Origin of the sequence: Anaerosoma tenue (assembly GCF_023161965.1) — a bacterium.
Taxonomy (GTDB): Bacteria; Actinomycetota; Coriobacteriia; order Anaerosomatales; family Anaerosomataceae; genus Anaerosoma; species Anaerosoma tenue.
Genome location: NZ_JALNTY010000002.1, coordinates 168,701 through 185,551 on the forward strand (window position 1 = coordinate 168,701; position 16,851 = coordinate 185,551).

General features: G+C 68.6%; 21 protein-coding genes. All 21 read right to left on the reverse strand.

The genetic code is table 11. The annotated features are described in order from the left end of the window. Positions 1-67 precede the first annotated feature (67 nt). On the reverse strand, positions 68-475 hold the full coding sequence (locus MSB02_RS05780) for a type II toxin-antitoxin system VapC family toxin (RefSeq protein WP_267194283.1): 408 nt from the start codon (positions 473-475) through the stop codon (positions 68-70). Further along, positions 472-780: a CopG family ribbon-helix-helix protein gene (locus MSB02_RS05785; RefSeq protein ID WP_267194284.1), complete on the reverse strand. Its 309-nt coding sequence runs from the start codon at positions 778-780 to the stop codon at positions 472-474. Before MSB02_RS05785 ends, MSB02_RS05780 begins: the two co-directional genes overlap by 4 nt. A 91-nt stretch (positions 781-871) precedes the next feature. Next, positions 872-1,318: a hypothetical protein gene (locus tag MSB02_RS05790; protein ID WP_267194285.1), complete on the reverse strand. Its 447-nt coding sequence runs from the start codon at positions 1,316-1,318 to the stop codon at positions 872-874. Further along, the gene (gene purF / locus MSB02_RS05795; RefSeq protein ID WP_267194286.1) at positions 1,315-2,778 is read right to left on the reverse strand and encodes an amidophosphoribosyltransferase; all 1,464 of its coding nucleotides are present in this window, start codon (positions 2,776-2,778) and stop codon (positions 1,315-1,317) included. The genes MSB02_RS05790 and purF overlap by 4 nt, the downstream gene beginning before the upstream one ends. Positions 2,779-2,839: 61 nt before the next feature. Beyond that, positions 2,840-3,166: a HEAT repeat domain-containing protein gene (locus MSB02_RS05800; RefSeq protein ID WP_267194287.1), complete on the reverse strand. Its 327-nt coding sequence runs from the start codon at positions 3,164-3,166 to the stop codon at positions 2,840-2,842. Next, the gene (locus MSB02_RS05805) at positions 3,166-3,726 is read right to left on the reverse strand and encodes a DUF4126 domain-containing protein (protein ID WP_267194288.1); all 561 of its coding nucleotides are present in this window, start codon (positions 3,724-3,726) and stop codon (positions 3,166-3,168) included. The genes MSB02_RS05800 and MSB02_RS05805 overlap by 1 nt, the downstream gene beginning before the upstream one ends. A gap of 87 nt (positions 3,727-3,813) precedes the next feature. Beyond that, a complete protein-coding gene (gene purL / locus MSB02_RS05810) occupies positions 3,814-6,066 on the reverse strand; it encodes a phosphoribosylformylglycinamidine synthase subunit PurL (RefSeq protein WP_267194289.1) in 2,253 nt (750 codons plus the stop codon). An 87-nt stretch (positions 6,067-6,153) separates the two neighbouring features. Then, the gene (locus tag MSB02_RS05815; protein ID WP_267194290.1) at positions 6,154-7,215 is read right to left on the reverse strand and encodes a hypothetical protein; all 1,062 of its coding nucleotides are present in this window, start codon (positions 7,213-7,215) and stop codon (positions 6,154-6,156) included. 11 nt (positions 7,216-7,226) lie between these two features. Next, the gene (locus MSB02_RS05820) at positions 7,227-7,892 is read right to left on the reverse strand and encodes a hypothetical protein (RefSeq protein ID WP_267194291.1); all 666 of its coding nucleotides are present in this window, start codon (positions 7,890-7,892) and stop codon (positions 7,227-7,229) included. 132 nt (positions 7,893-8,024) lie between these two features. Then, a complete protein-coding gene (gene purQ / locus MSB02_RS05825) occupies positions 8,025-8,720 on the reverse strand; it encodes a phosphoribosylformylglycinamidine synthase subunit PurQ (protein WP_267194292.1) in 696 nt (231 codons plus the stop codon). Between the two features lie 3 nt (positions 8,721-8,723). Further along, positions 8,724-8,966: a phosphoribosylformylglycinamidine synthase subunit PurS gene (gene purS, locus MSB02_RS05830; protein ID WP_267194293.1), complete on the reverse strand. Its 243-nt coding sequence runs from the start codon at positions 8,964-8,966 to the stop codon at positions 8,724-8,726. Between the two features lie 17 nt (positions 8,967-8,983). Continuing rightward, the gene (locus MSB02_RS05835) at positions 8,984-9,334 is read right to left on the reverse strand and encodes a hypothetical protein (RefSeq protein ID WP_267194294.1); all 351 of its coding nucleotides are present in this window, start codon (positions 9,332-9,334) and stop codon (positions 8,984-8,986) included. Next, positions 9,331-9,801, reverse strand: coding sequence for a hypothetical protein (locus MSB02_RS05840; RefSeq protein ID WP_267194295.1), 471 nt, complete (start codon positions 9,799-9,801; stop codon positions 9,331-9,333). The genes MSB02_RS05835 and MSB02_RS05840 overlap by 4 nt, the downstream gene beginning before the upstream one ends. Before the next feature lies 1 nt (position 9,802). After that, complete coding sequence (locus MSB02_RS05845; RefSeq protein ID WP_323748516.1) at positions 9,803-10,678, reverse strand: phosphoribosylaminoimidazolesuccinocarboxamide synthase; 876 nt, start codon at positions 10,676-10,678, stop codon at positions 9,803-9,805. Between the two features lie 160 nt (positions 10,679-10,838). Then, positions 10,839-11,828 carry a signal peptide peptidase SppA gene (gene sppA, locus MSB02_RS05850; protein WP_267194297.1) on the reverse strand — a complete coding sequence of 330 codons (990 nt, stop codon included), beginning with the start codon at positions 11,826-11,828 and terminating at the stop codon, positions 10,839-10,841. Between the two features lie 47 nt (positions 11,829-11,875). Next, on the reverse strand, positions 11,876-12,088 hold the full coding sequence (locus MSB02_RS05855; protein WP_267194298.1) for a hypothetical protein: 213 nt from the start codon (positions 12,086-12,088) through the stop codon (positions 11,876-11,878). 94 nt (positions 12,089-12,182) lie between these two features. Next, positions 12,183-13,070 carry an NAD(P)H-hydrate dehydratase gene (locus MSB02_RS05860; protein WP_267194299.1) on the reverse strand — a complete coding sequence of 296 codons (888 nt, stop codon included), beginning with the start codon at positions 13,068-13,070 and terminating at the stop codon, positions 12,183-12,185. Further along, positions 13,067-13,648 (reverse strand): DUF3343 domain-containing protein, encoded by a 582-nt coding sequence (locus tag MSB02_RS05865; protein WP_267194300.1) that lies wholly within the window; start codon positions 13,646-13,648, stop codon positions 13,067-13,069. The genes MSB02_RS05860 and MSB02_RS05865 overlap by 4 nt, the downstream gene beginning before the upstream one ends. Next, positions 13,648-13,854: a sulfurtransferase TusA family protein gene (locus MSB02_RS05870; protein ID WP_267194301.1), complete on the reverse strand. Its 207-nt coding sequence runs from the start codon at positions 13,852-13,854 to the stop codon at positions 13,648-13,650. The genes MSB02_RS05865 and MSB02_RS05870 overlap by 1 nt, the downstream gene beginning before the upstream one ends. Positions 13,855-13,871: 17 nt before the next feature. Further along, positions 13,872-15,113, reverse strand: a complete 1,242-nt coding sequence (yedE, locus tag MSB02_RS05875) for a YedE family putative selenium transporter (protein ID WP_267194302.1) — start codon at positions 15,111-15,113, stop codon at positions 13,872-13,874. 132 nt (positions 15,114-15,245) lie between these two features. Continuing rightward, complete coding sequence (locus MSB02_RS05880) at positions 15,246-16,850, reverse strand: ASKHA domain-containing protein (protein ID WP_267194303.1); 1,605 nt, start codon at positions 16,848-16,850, stop codon at positions 15,246-15,248. Between the last annotated feature and the right edge of the window lies 1 nt (position 16,851).

The window sequence follows — 16,851 nt, forward strand, 5'->3', positions numbered from 1 at the left end:
TGCGCGACCGCGCACGCGTGCATTGTACCCCACGCCGCCAGCCCTCATCGGGCGGGGCGGCTCCGGATCACTCCTCGATCAGGAGCACGCCGGGGAATGCGCCGTGCGCACGTGCATCAGCGCTCGCGAGCGTGGCCTCCAGCAGCACCGCACACGCCGGGGCGAGCGCATCGTAGAACGAGCAGCCGAGAACGTCGCACTGACGCGCGGCCTCAACGACGACATCGTCGGTGAGCGGCACGAGTCTCACGCCCGCGTGCTCCATCAGGCGCCACGCAGGCATGACATCGGCGGCTGAGTAGTACCGCCGTACGACAGAAAGAGCTTCGTGCGCAAAGTGGGTTGGCGCCACCAGCAAGACCTCGCCGTCCGCCGCGCGGTCGAGCAAGTCGAGCGCCTTCTCGCTTCCCGCTTCGGGCTTGAACCACTTCACGCCCACACTCGCGTCGAGCACCACTATCGGAATCCGCCTCACAGCCGACGATCCTCATGACCACGCAACGGCGCCGAATCATCCGTCTCCCGGATCTCGCGCAGTATCTCGAGCGATGGCCGATCGTCGTACACCGTGCGCCCCTCGTGGAAATGGCGCATCCCCTCGAGCGCCCACTCCATGCGCGCGCGCCGCGCCTCGGCCTCACGCTGCTCGGCCGTCTTGCCGAGGTAGGTGGTAAGCGATTCCTGTACGAGTTCGCTCCGAGCAAGGCCGAGCTCACGGGCCTCGGCGTCCAAACGCTCAAGCAGCTCGTCGGGAAGCGAGATGGTGACCTTGGCGGTCATGATGCGCCCCTCTCGGTCATACCAGGATTCATACTGATGGTATGACCGCCACTCCTGAGAGTCAAGCAGCCGTGCGAGCGTGCGTGGATCGCTACGCTAGCGCCCCGGCTCCCGCCGAGATCGCCACGGTGAGCGCCACGCCGACACCCGCGGCGGCGAGCCAGCCCGTGCCGTGAGTCACGCGACGTCCCACCGCCGCACCCACGAGCGCCGGGCCCAGGTACCCGATCACCAGAGACGCGAGCGCCCAGGCGCCGAGGAAGACCCAGCCGGCCCACTCGGGTGCGCCTGCGAGAGCCGTGGACGCCAGGCCATCGTGAAGGTCGCGGGCATGGCCGAGGATGCGGAGTCCGTCGCCGATGAGCCAGCCCACCCCTACGATCCCGGCGGCCTCGGCATGGCGCGAGGCTTTGAGACGGGGACGGCCGGCAAGCGCGGCGGAGACGGCCACGGCGATGACAGCCAGGAGCGGGTTGTACTCGAGACCGAACCGCGCGCCCTGCAGCAGCGCGCCGAGGACGGTCGTGGCCTCCGTCACGCGTTCTGCTCCAGGCGGAGCTTGCCGCGCCGGATCGAGTCGGGCACGTCGATGGGGTAGTCGCCGCTGAAGCACGCCGAGCAGAACTCCTCGGCAGGCCGGCCTGTGGAGGCGATGAGGTCATCGAGCGGGAGATAGGCGACCGAGTCGGCGCCGATGAACTCGGCGATCTCCTCCACCGAATGCGTGGCGGCGATCAACTGGTCCTGGGAATCGGTGTCGATGCCGTAGAAGCAGGGCCACACCACAGGGGGCGACGTGAGCCGCATATGCACCTCGGTGGCGCCGGCGTCGCGCAGCAGCTGCACGAGCTTCTTGGAGGTGTTGCCTCGCACGATCGAGTCGTCCACCACCACGATCCGCTGCCCCTTGATGATGTGCCGCAGGGGATTGAGCTTCATGCGGATGCCCTGCTGGCGGATCGACTGCGTGGGGGAGATGAACGTACGGCCGACGTAGCGGTTCTTCACGAGCCCCTCGCCGTACGGGATCCCGCTCCCCTGCGCGTAGCCCACGGCGCCGGGGATACCGGAGTCGGGCACGCCGATCACCATGTCGGCTTCCACAGGCGCGGTGTGCGCAAGGGCCATGCCCTGGGAGCGGCGCGCCTCGTAGACGGTGCGCTCCTGCAGGATGCTGTCGGGCCGCGCGAAGTAAACGAACTCGAAGATGCACAGGCTCGGCTTCTCCGGAGGCACCGCCTGCTCCGCCTCCAGCACGCCGCCCTTCACCCGGATCAGCTCGCCCGGCGCCACGTCGCGGATGACCTCGGCACCGATTATGTCGAGCGCGCATGTCTCCGACGCGAAGACCCAGCCCTTCTCGCCCGGCAGGCGGCCGATCACGAGCGGACGTACGCCGTACGGGTCGCGGAAGGCGTAGAGCGCGCTCTCGGACATCATCACCACGGAGTACGCGCCGCGCATGAGCCGCATCGCGTCGCGGATACCGCCACGGATCGAGTCGTGCTGCTGGGTGAAGTGGTCCACAAGCCGGACCATCACCTCCGAGTCGGTGGTGGACCTGAAGCGCACGCCGAGCGTGGAGAGCTGCTCTCTGAGCGACGCCGTGTTCACCAGGTTGCCGTTGTGCGCGAGTGCGATCGTGTTGGGCCCGATCGCCGAGATCATCGGCTGGGCGTTCTCCCACTTGCGCGACGCACCGGTGGTGGAGTAGCGGGTGTGCCCTACCGCAAGATGCCCCTGCAGCGAGTCGAGATCGCCCTCGGAGAACACCTGCGCCACCAGACCCAGGTTCTTGACGACCATGAGCGTGTGGCCGTCGGCCACGGCGATGCCGGCCGACTCCTGCCCGCGGTGCTGCAGGGCATGGAGTCCGAAGTAGGTTATGCGAGCGACGTCTTCACCCGTCGCGTACACGCCGAAGACCCCGCACTCCTCCTCCATGCGATCCGGACGGTCGTCCTGGACGAAGAGGTCGTCACGATGGGTGTCGCTCATTCGGGGGTCCCGTGTCCTCACAGAAGTCGGGTGGCGTGCGGCGAGTAGGATAGCACGAGCGTCATGCCCCGTTCATTCCGGGTCCGAGATCGAGGTGCGCGTGATCGAGCGCGGCAGCGATCCGCTCGGCAGTATCCGGACCCTCGTTGAGCAGGATCCGTTGCACCTCGTCCACGGTGGCGGCGTCGGCCACCTCGCGAAGCGTGCGGAGCGCATGCTCCTGCACCGGGGGTGAGCCGGTGGCGAGCGCCTCGGTCAGCACGGGGACGATCGAGCGGGCGACCACATCCACCGCCCGGGACAGCGCGGCCTCGCGCGTGGCCGCATCCGCGCTGTGGAGTCCGTCTTTGAGTGCGCGCAGCTCGGCGGGATCAGGGCGCACGGGCATCACGGCTCCGCGACGATGCTGCCGGTGGTCCGGCGTCTGCGCCACAGCCGCCAGAGCGAGTAGACGACCCCGGCAGCCACGAACATCACGATCACCGGCGCCACGATCGCCAACACCGACAAAGCGAGTGCGCCCGCATCCTCGGCCGCACTCACCGCCGGTGTGCCCACGCCCGCGGTGGTGACGTTGAGCGCCGGACGCGCCGTCGCCTTCACGGCGTGGACCCCGCCCGCGAGCAGCACGCCGGCGAGCACGAGCAGCCACGGGCTCACGTCCACCGCGCTCCCCGCAGCCGCCACCGCCACGATGCCACCTGCAGCGGGACGCACGAAGCTTTGGATGACGTCGTTCACGCTGTCCACCGCGGGGATCTTGTCGGCCACGAGCTCTATCACCAGGAGGACCGCGATGACGGCGATCATCCACCACTCGCCGAGCACGTCGAACGGGGCCTTGAGCTGCAGCCACTCGAAGTGCTGGGACACGGCGACCACGAGCAACGGGATGTACGCGTTCAGCCCTGCCGGGATCGACAGGCCGAGTGCGGTGAGCAGTTCCACGCCCGCCTCCTCATGCGCGACGACGTGCTCAGAGCATAGCACGCGTGCGATCCCGCCCGCGTGGCGCGCCGGGGGACGTGCCGCCTGCTACGCCTCGCCGTGCACCAGCCGCTCGAGGGTCGTCTCGTACGCCTCACGCAGGTCTCCGAGCGACAGGTCGGCGAGGCCGTTGATTGTGAGACGGTCGCCGCCCACGGTGCCGATGCGGACACACGGCGTGGCGTGTGTGGCCGCGAGCGTCTTGAGGGCGTCGAAATGGTCAGGGTCGACCGTGAGGACCACCCGGGCCTGCGACTCGCTGAACAACGCCGCTACCGGCGGCAACGCCGGGTCGAGGTCCACGGTGGCGCCGAGACCACCTGCCAGGCAACACTCGGCCAGCGCGACCGCCGCGCCACCCTCGGAACAGTCGTGGGCAGACAGCACGATGCCGGTGCCGATGGCCGTCACGAGGAACTCGTTGAGCAGACGCTCATCCACGAGATCGATCCGCGGCGGACGACCCGCCACCATGTCGTGGACGACCTTCAGGTACTCGCTCCCGCCAAGCTCGGGACGCGTGCGGCCGAGCATGACGATCGCGTCTCCTTCGTGCTTGAAGTCCATCGTGCAGTGCGCCGAGACGTCCTCGAGCACGCCCACGAGACCGACCGTGGGCGTGGGGTAGATCGGCTGACCGAAGCTCTCGTTGTAGAAGCTCACGTTGCCGCTGATCACCGGGACACCGAAGGCGGTGCATGCATCGGCGAGCCCGCGTACCGACTCGTGGAACGTCCAGAACACCTCGGGCTTCTCCGGATTGCCGAAGTTCAGGCAGTCGGTGATGGCGGCGGGACGCGCTCCGGTGCATGCCACGTTGCGAGCAGCCTCGGCGAACGCGATCTGGGCGCCCGTGTACGGATCCAGGTAGCAGTACCGCCCGTTGCAGTCGGTGGAGGCGGCGATGCCGCGGTCAGTGGTCTCGCCGCGTCCGGTGTCGCCGATCCGCAGCACGGCGGCGTCGGAGCCCGGCCGCACCACGGTGTTCACCATCACCTGGTGGTCGTACTGCTCCCAGATCCAGCTCCTGGAGCAGATGTTGGGGCTCGCCAGCACCCGGAGGAGAACGTCGTTCAGCTCTGCGGGCGACACGGGATGGTCCAGCGACATCGGGTCGAACGCCTGGACGTCGTCGAGGTAGGCGGGACGCTCGCGCGCCGGGTCGTAGATCGGCGCATCGTGGGCGAGCGTGGCGGCCGGCATGTCGGCAACGACATCGTCACCCTCGCGCACGACGAAGCGGCCGGTATCGGTCACCTCGCCGATCACCGTGGAGCGCAGGCCCCACCGCTCGCAGACCTCGTGCACCTGATCGAGGTCGTCGGGTGTGACCACCGCGAGCATGCGCTCCTGGCTCTCCGAGACCATGTACTCGAAGGGCTTCATCGCTTCCTCACGGGCCGGGATCGTGCTGACATCGATATCCAGCCCCACGCCGCCGCGGCTCGCCATCTCGCTCGCGCTCGAGGTAAGGCCCGCAGCGCCAAGATCACCAAGCGCCACGAGCAGGTCCTTCTCGAGGAGCTCGAGACACGCCTCGATCAGCAGCTTCTCCTCGAACGGATCGCCCACCTGCACGCTCGGCCGCTTGTCCTCGGCCTTCTCGTCGAACTCCTGGCTCGCCAGGGTCGATGCGCCGCCGATCCCATCACGCCCGGTGGTCGAGCCGATCAGCACCACGAGGTTGCCGGGGCCCGCTGCGACCGCCCGCGTGAGGTCGTCTTCGCGCATGAGGCCGATGGCCATGGCGTTGATGAGGCAGTTGCCCTCGTACGCCTCTTCGAAGTACACCTCGCCGCCCACGGTGGGCACGCCGAGGCAGTTGCCGTAGCCGCCGATGCCCGCCACCGCGCCCTCGAAGAGATAGCGCTGCCGCGGCTTGTCGAGCGTGCCGAACCTGAGCGAATCGAGGCTCGCGATCGGCCGGGCGCCCATCGTGAAGATGTCGCGGATGATGCCGCCCACGCCCGTGGCCGCGCCCTGGTACGGCTCGATCGCCGAGGGGTGGTTGTGCGATTCCATCTTGAACGCGATCGCCCAGCCGTCTCCCACACGGATCACGCCGGCGTTCTCGCCGGGACCCTGGAGCACGTGCGGGCCGTCCGTAGGGAACATCCTGAGCGTCTTCCTGGAGTGCTTGTACGAGCAGTGCTCCGACCACATCAGCGAGTACATGTAGAGCTCGGTGATGGTTGGAGTGCGGCCGAGGATGTCCACGACCTTCTCGTACTCATCTGTCTTCAGGCCCAGCTCGAGGGCGAGCTGCGGCGCGAGTTCGGGCGAGAGATCGGCAATCGGCATCAAGAGCCCCCCATGAAGGTGGTGACGGTGCTGGCTTGGATTGTAGCCCAAACACCACGGCCTGCCGACGCGTTGCCCGTACCCGGCTCACGGCACCGCCGCCACCTCGATCATGCGCCCGTCGGCATCGGGTATCGTCATACGGCGCAGGACCTCTCCTGCCGCCGGATCGATCTCCAGCAACTCCCCCGTGCTCCATGTGACCGCGTAGAGAAGGCCGTCGAGCGCCGTCACCTCGCTGATCGACCCGCCCGCATCGATGCGACCGACTTCCGCGAGCGACACCGCGTCGAGAACGATCAGCGGGCCACCCGGGTCGCTCATGTCCTCGCCGGTGGCGTCCACGAGCACCAGGTACGCACCGGCTGCTGTCACTGAGGAGATGCGGTCGCTGAGGCCCGTGAGCCGCACCGATGCGGTGGGCGTGAGAGAGGCTGCGTCGAGCCGCTCCACCAGCGCCTCTCCACCGCCGGACGTGACACGCAACAGGCTATCCGCACCGCCCGGATCGGCGGCGATCAGGCAGCCGTCGGGCCCCGGACGGTCGACCACCACCGACGTCGCGAGGTCGATCGATGTGCGGCGGAGCGTGACGTCGGCACTGGCGAGGTCGTCCGCCTCGGCGCCTGCCGTCCACAGGAAACCGGCGGCGGCAACGGGCGCACCGGCGACGTTGCCGAGTGTGCGCTCCGCCACGAGAACACGGTCCACCGGGTCCACGAGCGAGCACACAGACCCGTCCGGGACCACGAGCCCGTGCCCCACCGCGAGCGTTCCTCCGGGAAGGATCTCCACGCTTCCCGGGTTGGGCGACTGGAGGTCCACATACCTGGCAACGGGCGGATCGTCCAGGTCCACGACCGCAACGGCATCGTCAGCGCTGGAGCCGACGCCACCGCACTGCGCTGTCGCGAAACCGCGCGGCTCGGACAGCGCGGTGAGATCGACCCCCATGGAACGGAGTGGCACCTCGCCGACCACTGAGAGTGCCACCGGATCGACGAGCACGATCCTGTCCGGCGCGTACGTCAGCACGCCGATCACCGGCCCGGAGACCGGCTCCGCCTGGTTGCAGCCGGCGGCGCCGGCGGCGGCGACACAAGCGGCCGCCGCCAGCGCACACGCACGATGCTTGAGAGAGCTCCGCATGCCGCGCTGCCTCAGTTGGACATCGCGAACAACGACGTCTGGCCGTCGTTCACAAGGTCGACCGGCCACACCCAGTAGCCGCCATCGGCATCGAGGTCGACGCCGGCCTTCAGCTTCCAGGCGACCCATGGCAGCTTGCTGCAGTACCACCGGCTCTGGTCGGTCTTGGACGAGAGGATGTTGTACGGCTCGCCCTTCTGCTGCGCGCAGTAGCCGATCACCGTTGCTCCGTAGGAGGCCTTGCTCGGTACCCACAGGCCATACGCCCTGTCATACGCGCGGTACTTGATCGGCTGCTCCAGCTGCACGCCGTTCACCGGTGTGACGTTCGCGCTCCAGATGCAGTAGGAGGAGAGCCCCCGCGCCGCGCTGTAGAGCGCATCGGACCAGCACCCCGCATGGCCGAAGGTCGTGCCGAGCACGACGATGATGTCGCCGGTATCGAACGCCGCGAACGAGATGGTGTTGGTGCCGTCGCCCAGCAGCCCCCCGGCGCCCGGCGGCGCGACGTCCGGATGGGGGACGGCGGCCGGCTTGGGCAGGTCCCAACGGCGCGGCACCCCGCCGTCGGTGCCGACCTTCTTGTGGGAGTGGTGGCCGGCGGCGTATGCGGGGTTCACCACGCACAGGACCATCATGCATGCGCAGGCGGCAAGGAGCGCTCTTCGCGGTCTCATCGGTATCCCTCCGTCGTGTCGGACGTTCATGTACGACACGACGGTGCCACGACCCCTATAACCGGCCGCGGCCGCCTTCTCACCAGACCCTTAACGGATACCGAATCCGCAACGCATACCCGCGAGAGGCGCTCAGCGCACCTCGGCCAGACGGCGCGCGATAGCGGTGAAGAACGCCTGTCCGTCGGTGCCGCCGGTCACGGGGTCCACCACGCGCTCGGGGTGCGGCATGAGGCCGAACACGTTCCCCCGCTCGTTGCAGATACCGGCGATGTCGTCGAGCGCACCGTTGGGGGCGCTGCCGCCCTCGGCCCTCGACCCGTCCGGCTCGCAGTACCGCAGCACGACCTGCCCGTTGTCGCGGAGCCGCTGCAGCGTCTCGGCGTCGCAGGTGTAGTTGCCCTCGTTGTGGTTCACCGGGATGCTCACGACCGTGTCCGCCGGGAGGTCGAGCCACTGGCACGCGCTCTCCTCCACGCGCAGGTGCGTGGGCTTGCACACGAACTTGAGGCCGGTGTTCCGCAGGAGCGCGCCCGGGAGCAGATGCGCCTCGGTGAGGATCTGGAAGCCGTTGCAGATGCCGATGACCGGCCCGCCAGCCTCGGCGAACCGCACCACCTCGGCCATCACCGGCGAGAAGCGCGCAACCGCGCCGCAGCGGATGTAGTCGCCGTAGCTGAAGCCGCCGGGCAGCACGATCGCGTCGTAACCCTCCAGGCTGGTGTCACCATGCCAGATGTACCCCGCATCGAAGCCGAGGTGGTTCACGGCGTGAACGACGTCCTGCTCGCAGTTGGATCCCGGGAAACGTACGACTCCGAACCGCATCGCCTACGCCTCCCCGACGGTCTCGATGCGGTAGTCCTCGATAACCGGGTTGGCAAGCAGCTTGTCGCACATCTCGCGCACGCGCTCGGAGGGCGTCCCGTCGGCCACCTCGAGCTGGATGTACTTGCCGATCTTCACCGACGCGACCTCGTCGTAGCCGAGGTTCACGAGCGCGCGCTCGGCGGTGGCTCCCGGCGGGTCGAAGATGCCCTTCTTGTAGGTCACGTAGATCTCGAATCGTGCCACGGTGACGGCTCCTCCCCTTACGGCTCGCGCCCTGCTGACGCGGCGGTCGTACCATCATCGTCCGGGCCCGGCGGGCCGTCGAACGTCACGAACATCTGCTCCCGGTCCTGGCGCGTCTTCTCGGCCACCGCCGCATCGAGCTTCCGGCGGCTGTGCCACATCGTACCGAGGCCGATCACCCAGGCGGCGATCGACGCGTACGCGAGCACCGGGATCTCACTGTGCACGTCCACGGTGGCTGCCGCCGACGAGCCCACCTGCCAGAAGCTCAGCAGGAAGCCGAGAACCCCGACACCCGCAAGCACGATACCCGTCCAGAACAGGTAGATGTGCACACGGACGTTGCGCGGTACGGCACGGAGGCTCACTTGCCGTCCTTCGGATCAGCGGTCTCCGACGCTTCCCCGACGTGCTTCTGCTCCTTCTTGGAGGGCTTCTTCGCCGTGCTGGCGATGAGCTCCCTGCGCAGCCTGCGGATGACGACGAGGTCGATCGCCACCGCGGTCATCGACGCCACCAGCACCACGCCCGCGATGATCCGTTGGACACCCTCGTCGGCACGGAGCTCCGGCACGAGCCAGCCGAGTGCGATGAGGCCGATGCCGGTGAGCAGCAGCACCCACCACACGCGCCGCCACTTCTTGATCTGCGGTGAGGTGGGCAGTCCCGCCCAGTCCTTCTCAACGCCGCCGGTCGGCTTCTTCTTCGAATCGCTCCGGGAGGCCTCGAGCGTGCCCTGCTTGCGCACCGGCTTGGCCTTTGCGGCGCTCTTACGCGTGGAGCCGATGTTGGCCCCCTTGCGATACCGGTCGTTGCTGAAGCTGCGCTGCGACATCCTATGCCCCTTCCGGCATGAACGGCTGGCCGGTGATGGCCTCGTACGCCTCGATGTACTTCTCGGCCGTGACCGCAAGGATGTCCTCGGGGAGCGAGGGCGCCGGAGGCGTCTTGTCCCAGCCGCTCGCCTCCAGCCAGTCGCGCACGAACTGCTTGTCGTAGCTCGGCTGCGGGCCACCGGGAGCATACTCGTCGGCGGGCCAGAACCGTGAGCTGTCGGGCGTGAGCACCTCGTCGATGAGCGTGACCTCGCCGTCCACCAGCCCGAACTCGAACTTGGTGTCGGCGATGATGATCCCGCGCTCGGCGGCGTGGTCGCGCGCGGCCGAGTACAGCGCGAGCGACGCGTCGCGGAGTTGCTCAGCGCGATCGGCGCCGACGATCTCCACCATGCGCTCGTAGCTGATGTTCTCGTCGTGATCGCCCACGGCCGCCTTGGTGGACGGCGTGAAGATCGGCTGCGGCAGACGGGAGCTCTCCACGAGGCCCTCGGGCAGCTTCTGACCGCACACCGTCCCGTGCTCGCGGTACTCCTTCCACCCGCTGCCCGCGAGATAGCCGCGCACGATGCACTCCACCGGGAAGACCTCGGCCTTCTTCACGATCATGAACCTGCCGCGCAGGCTGTCGGCGTAGGCCGCGAGCTTCTCCGGGAGGTCGCACTCCTCGGCCGTGAGGAGGTGGTTGGGCACGATATCGCCGAGCAGGTCGAACCAGAACAGCGAGAGCTTGGTGAGCACCTCGCCCTTGTAGAGGACCGGGTCGGGCAGCACCACGTCGAACGCGCTCAGGCGGTCGGTGGACACGATCAGCAGTGCCTTGCCGAGGTCGTAGATGTCGCGGACCTTGCCCTGCGCTGTGGGTTTGAGTTCCATCGGCTCCACTCTGAGTCCTTTCGCTCCCGGGCGTTACGGGGGCGGGCGGCACGCGGCCGGACGGCGCCTCGAGGGCGCCCCGCCATGCGTGCATTGTAGGCGATACGCGCCAGCGGCGATACGCGCCGGCCTGGCCCCGCTGTCGGGCGGCGGCAGTCCCCTAGCGCGGGAGCTGCATCCGCTCGAGCGTGCCGGCGTCGATGTCCCCGGCGCCGGACGCGACACCCAGCAGACTGCGGTAGAAGCCCGCGAGCGGATCCACGTACTCGTAGCTCACGATGCCGGGCTCGCCCTGGATGCCGCCGAGTTCGGCTGCGCGGTCCACGGCGTCGTTGTAGTTGCCGATCGAGTCCACCAGCCCGAGATCGAGGGCTTCGCTCCCCAGCCACGCCCAGCCGGTGGCGAGCTCACGCACATCGGCCTCGGACATGCCGCGCCCGGTGGCCACATCGGCCACGAACTGGTCCTGGATCAGCGACATCTGCTCGTTGAGCATCGCCGTCTCGGTGGCGGTGAGGCTGCGGTACATGCTGCCCGCGTCCTTGAACTCACCCTGGGTGAGCGTTGTGAACTCCACGCCCACCTTGGAGAGCAGTTCCTCGATGTTGGCCACCGAGATGATCACGCCGATGCTCCCCACAGTGGAGCCGGGCGAGACGATGATCTCGTCGGACTGCGAGGCCACCATGTAGGCGCCCGATGCGCAGACGTCGCCCACGCTCGTGACCACCGGTTTCATCTCTCTGGCGCGCCGCACGCCGAGCATGATCTCCTGAGAGGCGGCGACCGTACCGCCGGGCGAGTCGATGCGGAGCAGGATGGACTTCACCCTGGTGTCCGCGAGCGCTTGGTCGAGCTGGTCGAGGACGTACTCGGGGTCACCGCTACCGAACCCGCCGCCCTGGATCGTGTCGGAGATGTGGATGACGGCGATGCTGTCACCCATGGCGAGATCGCCGCTGCCGCCAAGCATCACGGCACTGATCACGCACGAGCCGAGGACGAGCAGCACGAACGCAGCGCCCAGCCCGAGCGCCCACTTGGCGCCCGCCGACATCCGCTTGCGCGGTGCGGGCTGCGCTGGTGCGGGCTGCGGCTGCGCCGCGGCCGATGCGGGTTGCGTGCCGGGATCCTGGCCGTACGTATCCATGCGATGCCTCCATCGGCCCCGGCCGGGCTGACGACCGTGTACGGGGTCTAGACGATTCCGAGATAGGCGAGGGCCGCGACCATGTGGAAGACGGACCCGGCCAGGATGGCGAACGCCACCCACTTGTGCACCTTCAGATGCAGCACGCCCTTGAACTTGATCTTCCGCATCCCCTGGAGGATCTGGAACACCATCATGAGGAACAGGGCGCCACCACCGATCACCAGCATGAACGGCTCCACCACGATGCCCAGCAGCATGGGGTCCTCCTTCGTGAGCGCGACACTCATTGGCAAGAGTACGCGTGCGCCCTCGGCGAAGTCCAGCGCCGGGGATGCCGAGGGGCCGGACCGCCTACACCACGCAGGCGCCGCCCCAGCGGCAGAGGTTGTCGGCCAACACGCCCGGCAGCGCGGCTACCAGGTCGCTCGCGTGCATCGCCGGGGTCGCGCCCATGGCGCGTCCCGCTTCGCGGTTGGCAAGCGATGCGCACCGCGCGGCGTCCACGGTCGGGAAGCCGGCCGCGAGGAACGCCGATGCGAGTCCGGCCACGGTGTCGCCGGTGCCGCCGATCGCCTCCAGCTCGGGCACGCAGGGCTCGTCCACGACCTCGGCGATCGCCCCGTACTCGGCGATGTGATCGCGCACGCCCTTGATGAGCAGCACGCGCGAGGCGCCCCCGGTCTCGTGCGCGGTGGCGGCGAGCGCCACCGGGTCGAAGCCGTCGTTGCCGAAGAGGTAGTGCGACACGTACGCGGGATGGGTCACCTCAGGGTCGGCGAGGAAGCCGACCTCGCCCACGTCGGGCGTCATCAGCTCGAAGCGGGTGGCGAGCCCGGCCGCCTTCGCGGCGTACATCCCGCCCGCATCCGCTACCAGCAAAGCGTCCGGCGCGATCTCGGCGAGTTCATGTACCGCCTTGCGCATCAGCGCCATCACCGGCTGCATGTAGTGGAACGCGATCACCGAGGGGCCGATGCGCTTCACGGCCTCGCTGAGCCGCTCGTACACGGCGCGCGTACCGTCACCTCTGCCGATGTCGCCCGCCACGAGCGCATGCGGTGGTGGCGTACCCAGGTGAGCGGCCACCTGCACCGCCGCGCCCAGCATCGCCGAGGTGCCCTGCGAGCTCGGCACACGCGTGCCGCCGATCGCGATGGCGCCGTCGGGCTCGATGGTGACCGGGCCCTCGAGCACGGGGCCGTCGACCACGGGGTAGGTCGCGATCACCAGGAGCGTCATACCGCGCCACCTCCCACGCCCACGGTCTCCATCTCGCGCGCGTCCAGCTGCGCGCGGACTTCCTGGTACGCCCTGTCGAGCATCAGCCCGCACAGCGTGTAGCCGAGGTCCTTGGGCCGAGGCACCTCGTCCACACGCTTTCCCACGAGCGCGAGGTTGAGGTACGGGATGTCGGGACACCCTCCGCCGGAGGTGTTCACGATGAGACCGGTGTCCTTCTCCACCACGATCTTCATGTTGCCCGCGCGAACCATCAGCCACTGCCCGAAGTCCACGCTCGTCACGAGGTCGCAGACCTCGGCGGTACCTTCGGCGTCGGCCACCCACTCGCGCAGTGGCACTCCGGCATCGATGAGCTCCCGCTCGGCGCCGATGTGCTCGACGCGGGGCAGCGCCACCGAGAGGTCGCACCCGGCCCGAAGATGTGCAGGCGGGGCCACGAGGGAGACCTCGTAGCCTGCGGCCTTCAGGACGCGCTCGGCCGACAGGGCATCGTTCACGGCATCGAACAGGAAGAGCCCCAGCGCCTCATCGGCGCCCGGGGCGGTCTTCCGGTCTTTTCGTGCGAACAGCGCCACTATCGCGCTCCCTTGATCTTGTATTCCTCACCGGTCTGGTCCACTGAGACCGAGTAACCGGCATCCTGGAGGAACGCTACCACGTTGGCCTTGGCCGTCCCACTGTCCGCGTGGACAAGAATCTCGGTCGGATCGTCTTCGATTGCCTTCTTGGTGTGCATGAGCGGCATCGGGCAGGACAGCCCGCGTACATCCACTTCCTTCATCGCTTGGCTCCCTTTCCCTAGGCCACGCGTGGTCTCTTGATGAATGCGATCGCGCCGAGTATGACAGCCATCACTGCCATGGCCAGCCATGCGTTGTCGCCGAGGCCGGCACCCGATGAGGCAAGACCCGCCCAGTGCGAGAACCCGGCTCCAGCGAACATCCCTACAACCGCGATGGCGCCGTCGGCGTCGCCCTCACTGCCCATGATCATCTGGCGCAGCGGGCAGCCACCCATGAGCACTGCGGCAAGCCCCGCCAACGTCATCGCGGCGATGCTGCCAAGCGCGTCGTTGTGGGCCGCAGGCTGGCCTTCGAATCCCAGGTTGTACTGGCCGAAGAGCATGTTCACGATGGTCGCGCCGATCACAAGACCGACCACTCCGAACAGCAGGTCGAAGCGGCGAACGAGGATGGAATCGCGGATGCCGCCGATCGAGCAGAAGCGGCTGCGCTGCGCGGCCACTCCGATAGCGGCCCCGGCGAGCAGCGAGATCCACAGTGCGGCGCGCAGACCGCCCGGCATCGCACCGGCGGACGCGACCTTCTCGGCATCGGCCAGCACCGTGCCGTCCGCCGCCACAACGGCTCCATCCACCAGCGTTGCGTCAGCAGGCTTGATGACATCTCCGTCGGTGGTCACCACGACCTCGCCGGGGACGACCGCCTTGCCCTTGGCCGGTGTCAGTGTTGCCCATTCCGGCTTCGCGCCGTACTCGGTCACGAGGGCGAACACCAGCAGTACGACGGCGATCGCCGGAAGGATCCACCCGAGCGGAGCCGCAAGCTGCTTCGCTCGGCCAAGGTTGAACCCCTTCCGCAGAACGAAGACGCCGATGACCACACCGATGACGATTCCGACAGCCCCCCAGATGGCGGTGAGATCGCCGCCGCCCAGCCGCACCCAGACGCGAACCGTGCAGCCGAGGAACACGAGCGCCGCGACCATGAAGATGAAGCCGAGTACGAACCGCAGCAACGGAGCGCTGCCGCCGCGCGGCCTGAACTCCTTGGTGATGAGTGCCGCCGCGAGAGCTCCCAGCATGATGCCGATGATCTCTGGACGGATGTACGCCAACCCGGCCTGGCCGGTTTGACTCCCCATGAAGTAGCCGGCGATGTCGCGCCAGAAGCATGCGATGCACAGACCCATGTTCCCCGGGTTGCCCTGGCTGGTAAGCCAGGCTGCGATCGCCCCGATAAAGAGACCGGCTCCACCAACCAACCACGCGGTGGGACCGATCACGCGACGTTCTGCCATTCGATTCCCCTTCCCCGGACGAGATATAACCCGAGTGAATGATTGGCATTAGGAAATCGAAATGTCAATACGACGAGGGTATCCGCGGGCGCGAGCGGACATGCGCCGGCGTGGATGATGCGCAGGTCGCCCTCAGGCGGAGAAGCTGAGAGCGTCGAGGAAGCGCTGCTGGAACCCGGGGTGCGCCGCGAGGTCGAGCGTACGCACTCTCTCGGCAACCGTGCGGGCCTTCTCACGGGCGGCCGTGCCCAGGAGCATCATCCGGGCCCCGGTGAGTGCGGCGTTCCCCTCGAACGTGATGCGGTCCAACCACGCCGGCGGGAACAGCCCCACCCGAACGAGCGAGGACGTGCGGACGTGGTATCCGAAGCCTCCGGCGATCACCACGCTCGCCACGGCCGAGGGTTCGAGCGGCGCCTCGGCAAGAAGGATCTCGATGCCTGCGCGGACCGCGCCGAGCGCGAGCTGCACCTGACGGATGTCGCGCTGGGTGAGCACGATGTCGGCCCCGGAGTCCACGACGAATGCGCGTACGCCCTCCCGCTCGGTGAGCCACTCGCGCAGAGGATGACCCACGCTGTCCACCAGCCGGCCGCTTGCGTCGAGCACACCGGCGTCGAGCAGCGCCGCCACCAGGTCGAGGAGTCCGCTCCCGCAGATGCCCGTAGGCCGCCGTTCGCCGATGACCCGGAAACGCAGCGCGCCGTCCACGAGCTCGACCTGCTCGATGGCGCCGGGCTCGGCCCGCATCCCGCACTCGATCGAGGCGCCCTCCAGCGCGGGTCCGGCCGCCGTGGAGGCCGCGAGCAAGTTCCCGCGCGCGGCCAGGACGATCTCGCCGTTGGTGCCGAGGTCCACGTACAACGTGGCGGTCACCCGGTCGGCAAGGGCAGTGGCCAGCATACCGGCCGTGATGTCCGATCCGATGAACGCCGAAGGTGCCGGCGGCACCAGCAACCGCAGCGAGGGGAAGCCCGCAAGCCCCGCCGCCTCCCCCGACACCGCGGCCTCGCCGGTGGGCGCCCCCTCGTACGGCGCCTCCCCCAGCGCGGAGACATCCTCGCCCAGCAGGAGGCCGGTCATGGCCACGTTCCCTACGGCCACCGCCTCCACGAGATCGGCGGGGTCGATCTCCGCATGTGCGAGCATCTCGCCGAGAAGCGCGTCCACCTGTCCTGCGATCATCGTGTGGAGACGCGAGTCGATGCCGCCTGCCGAGTACGCGACCCGCGAGAGCACGTCCGCGCCGAACACCCGCTGCTCGTTGAGCGCCCCAGAAGACGCGATCACATCGCCGGTGCGCAGATCCACGAGTTGCGCGGCCACGGTGGTGGTCCCCACGTCCACGGTCGCACCTATGGCGCGGCCCTCGCGCTCGATCCCCCGTGCCTCGGGCGGCTCCACCGTCACCTCGCGCTCCCGGGCCGAAGCAAGCACGCGCGCCTCCCGGGGAGCCTCGTCGAGCAGGACCGTCGCATCGCCGGTCACCCTCGCCCGGCAGGCGAGGCGCTTGCCCATCGCAACACCCGCTCCGCCGAGCAGTTCACGCTCGTCGCCGCTGAGCGGTGCCAGCGAGCCGCTCGCGCGGACCCTGCACGAGCCGCACCGCCCCGTACCGCCGCACGGAGCGTCGATCTCCACGCCGGCGGCGCGTGCAGCCTCGAGCAGCGTGGAGCCTACCGGGACGGTGACACTGCGGTCCCCCGGCTCGAAGCGTATGGTCGCGCGCTCGGTCATT

Excerpts from the sequence above, each read along its gene's own strand:
- MSB02_RS05785 (WP_267194284.1), bottom strand. The coding sequence starts at position 780 with ATGACCGCCAAGGTCACCATCTCGCTTCCCGACGAGCTGCTTGAGCGT.
- purF (WP_267194286.1), bottom strand. The coding sequence starts at position 2,778 with ATGAGCGACACCCATCGTGACGACCTCTTCGTCCAGGACGACCGTCCG.
- MSB02_RS05800 (WP_267194287.1), bottom strand. The coding sequence starts at position 3,166 with ATGCCCGTGCGCCCTGATCCCGCCGAGCTGCGCGCACTCAAAGACGGA.
- purL (WP_267194289.1), bottom strand. The coding sequence starts at position 6,066 with ATGCCGATTGCCGATCTCTCGCCCGAACTCGCGCCGCAGCTCGCCCTC.
- MSB02_RS05815 (WP_267194290.1), bottom strand. The coding sequence starts at position 7,215 with ATGCGGAGCTCTCTCAAGCATCGTGCGTGTGCGCTGGCGGCGGCCGCT.
- MSB02_RS05820 (WP_267194291.1), bottom strand. The coding sequence starts at position 7,892 with ATGAGACCGCGAAGAGCGCTCCTTGCCGCCTGCGCATGCATGATGGTC.
- purQ (WP_267194292.1), bottom strand. The coding sequence starts at position 8,720 with ATGCGGTTCGGAGTCGTACGTTTCCCGGGATCCAACTGCGAGCAGGAC.
- MSB02_RS05840 (WP_267194295.1), bottom strand. The coding sequence starts at position 9,801 with ATGTCGCAGCGCAGCTTCAGCAACGACCGGTATCGCAAGGGGGCCAAC.
- MSB02_RS05845 (WP_323748516.1), bottom strand. The coding sequence starts at position 10,678 with ATGGAACTCAAACCCACAGCGCAGGGCAAGGTCCGCGACATCTACGAC.
- sppA (WP_267194297.1), bottom strand. The coding sequence starts at position 11,828 with ATGGATACGTACGGCCAGGATCCCGGCACGCAACCCGCATCGGCCGCG.
- MSB02_RS05855 (WP_267194298.1), bottom strand. The coding sequence starts at position 12,088 with ATGCTGCTGGGCATCGTGGTGGAGCCGTTCATGCTGGTGATCGGTGGT.
- MSB02_RS05860 (WP_267194299.1), bottom strand. The coding sequence starts at position 13,070 with ATGACGCTCCTGGTGATCGCGACCTACCCCGTGGTCGACGGCCCCGTG.
- MSB02_RS05870 (WP_267194301.1), bottom strand. The coding sequence starts at position 13,854 with ATGAAGGAAGTGGATGTACGCGGGCTGTCCTGCCCGATGCCGCTCATG.
- yedE (WP_267194302.1), bottom strand. The coding sequence starts at position 15,113 with ATGGCAGAACGTCGCGTGATCGGTCCCACCGCGTGGTTGGTTGGTGGA.
- MSB02_RS05880 (WP_267194303.1), bottom strand. The coding sequence starts at position 16,850 with ATGACCGAGCGCGCGACCATACGCTTCGAGCCGGGGGACCGCAGTGTC.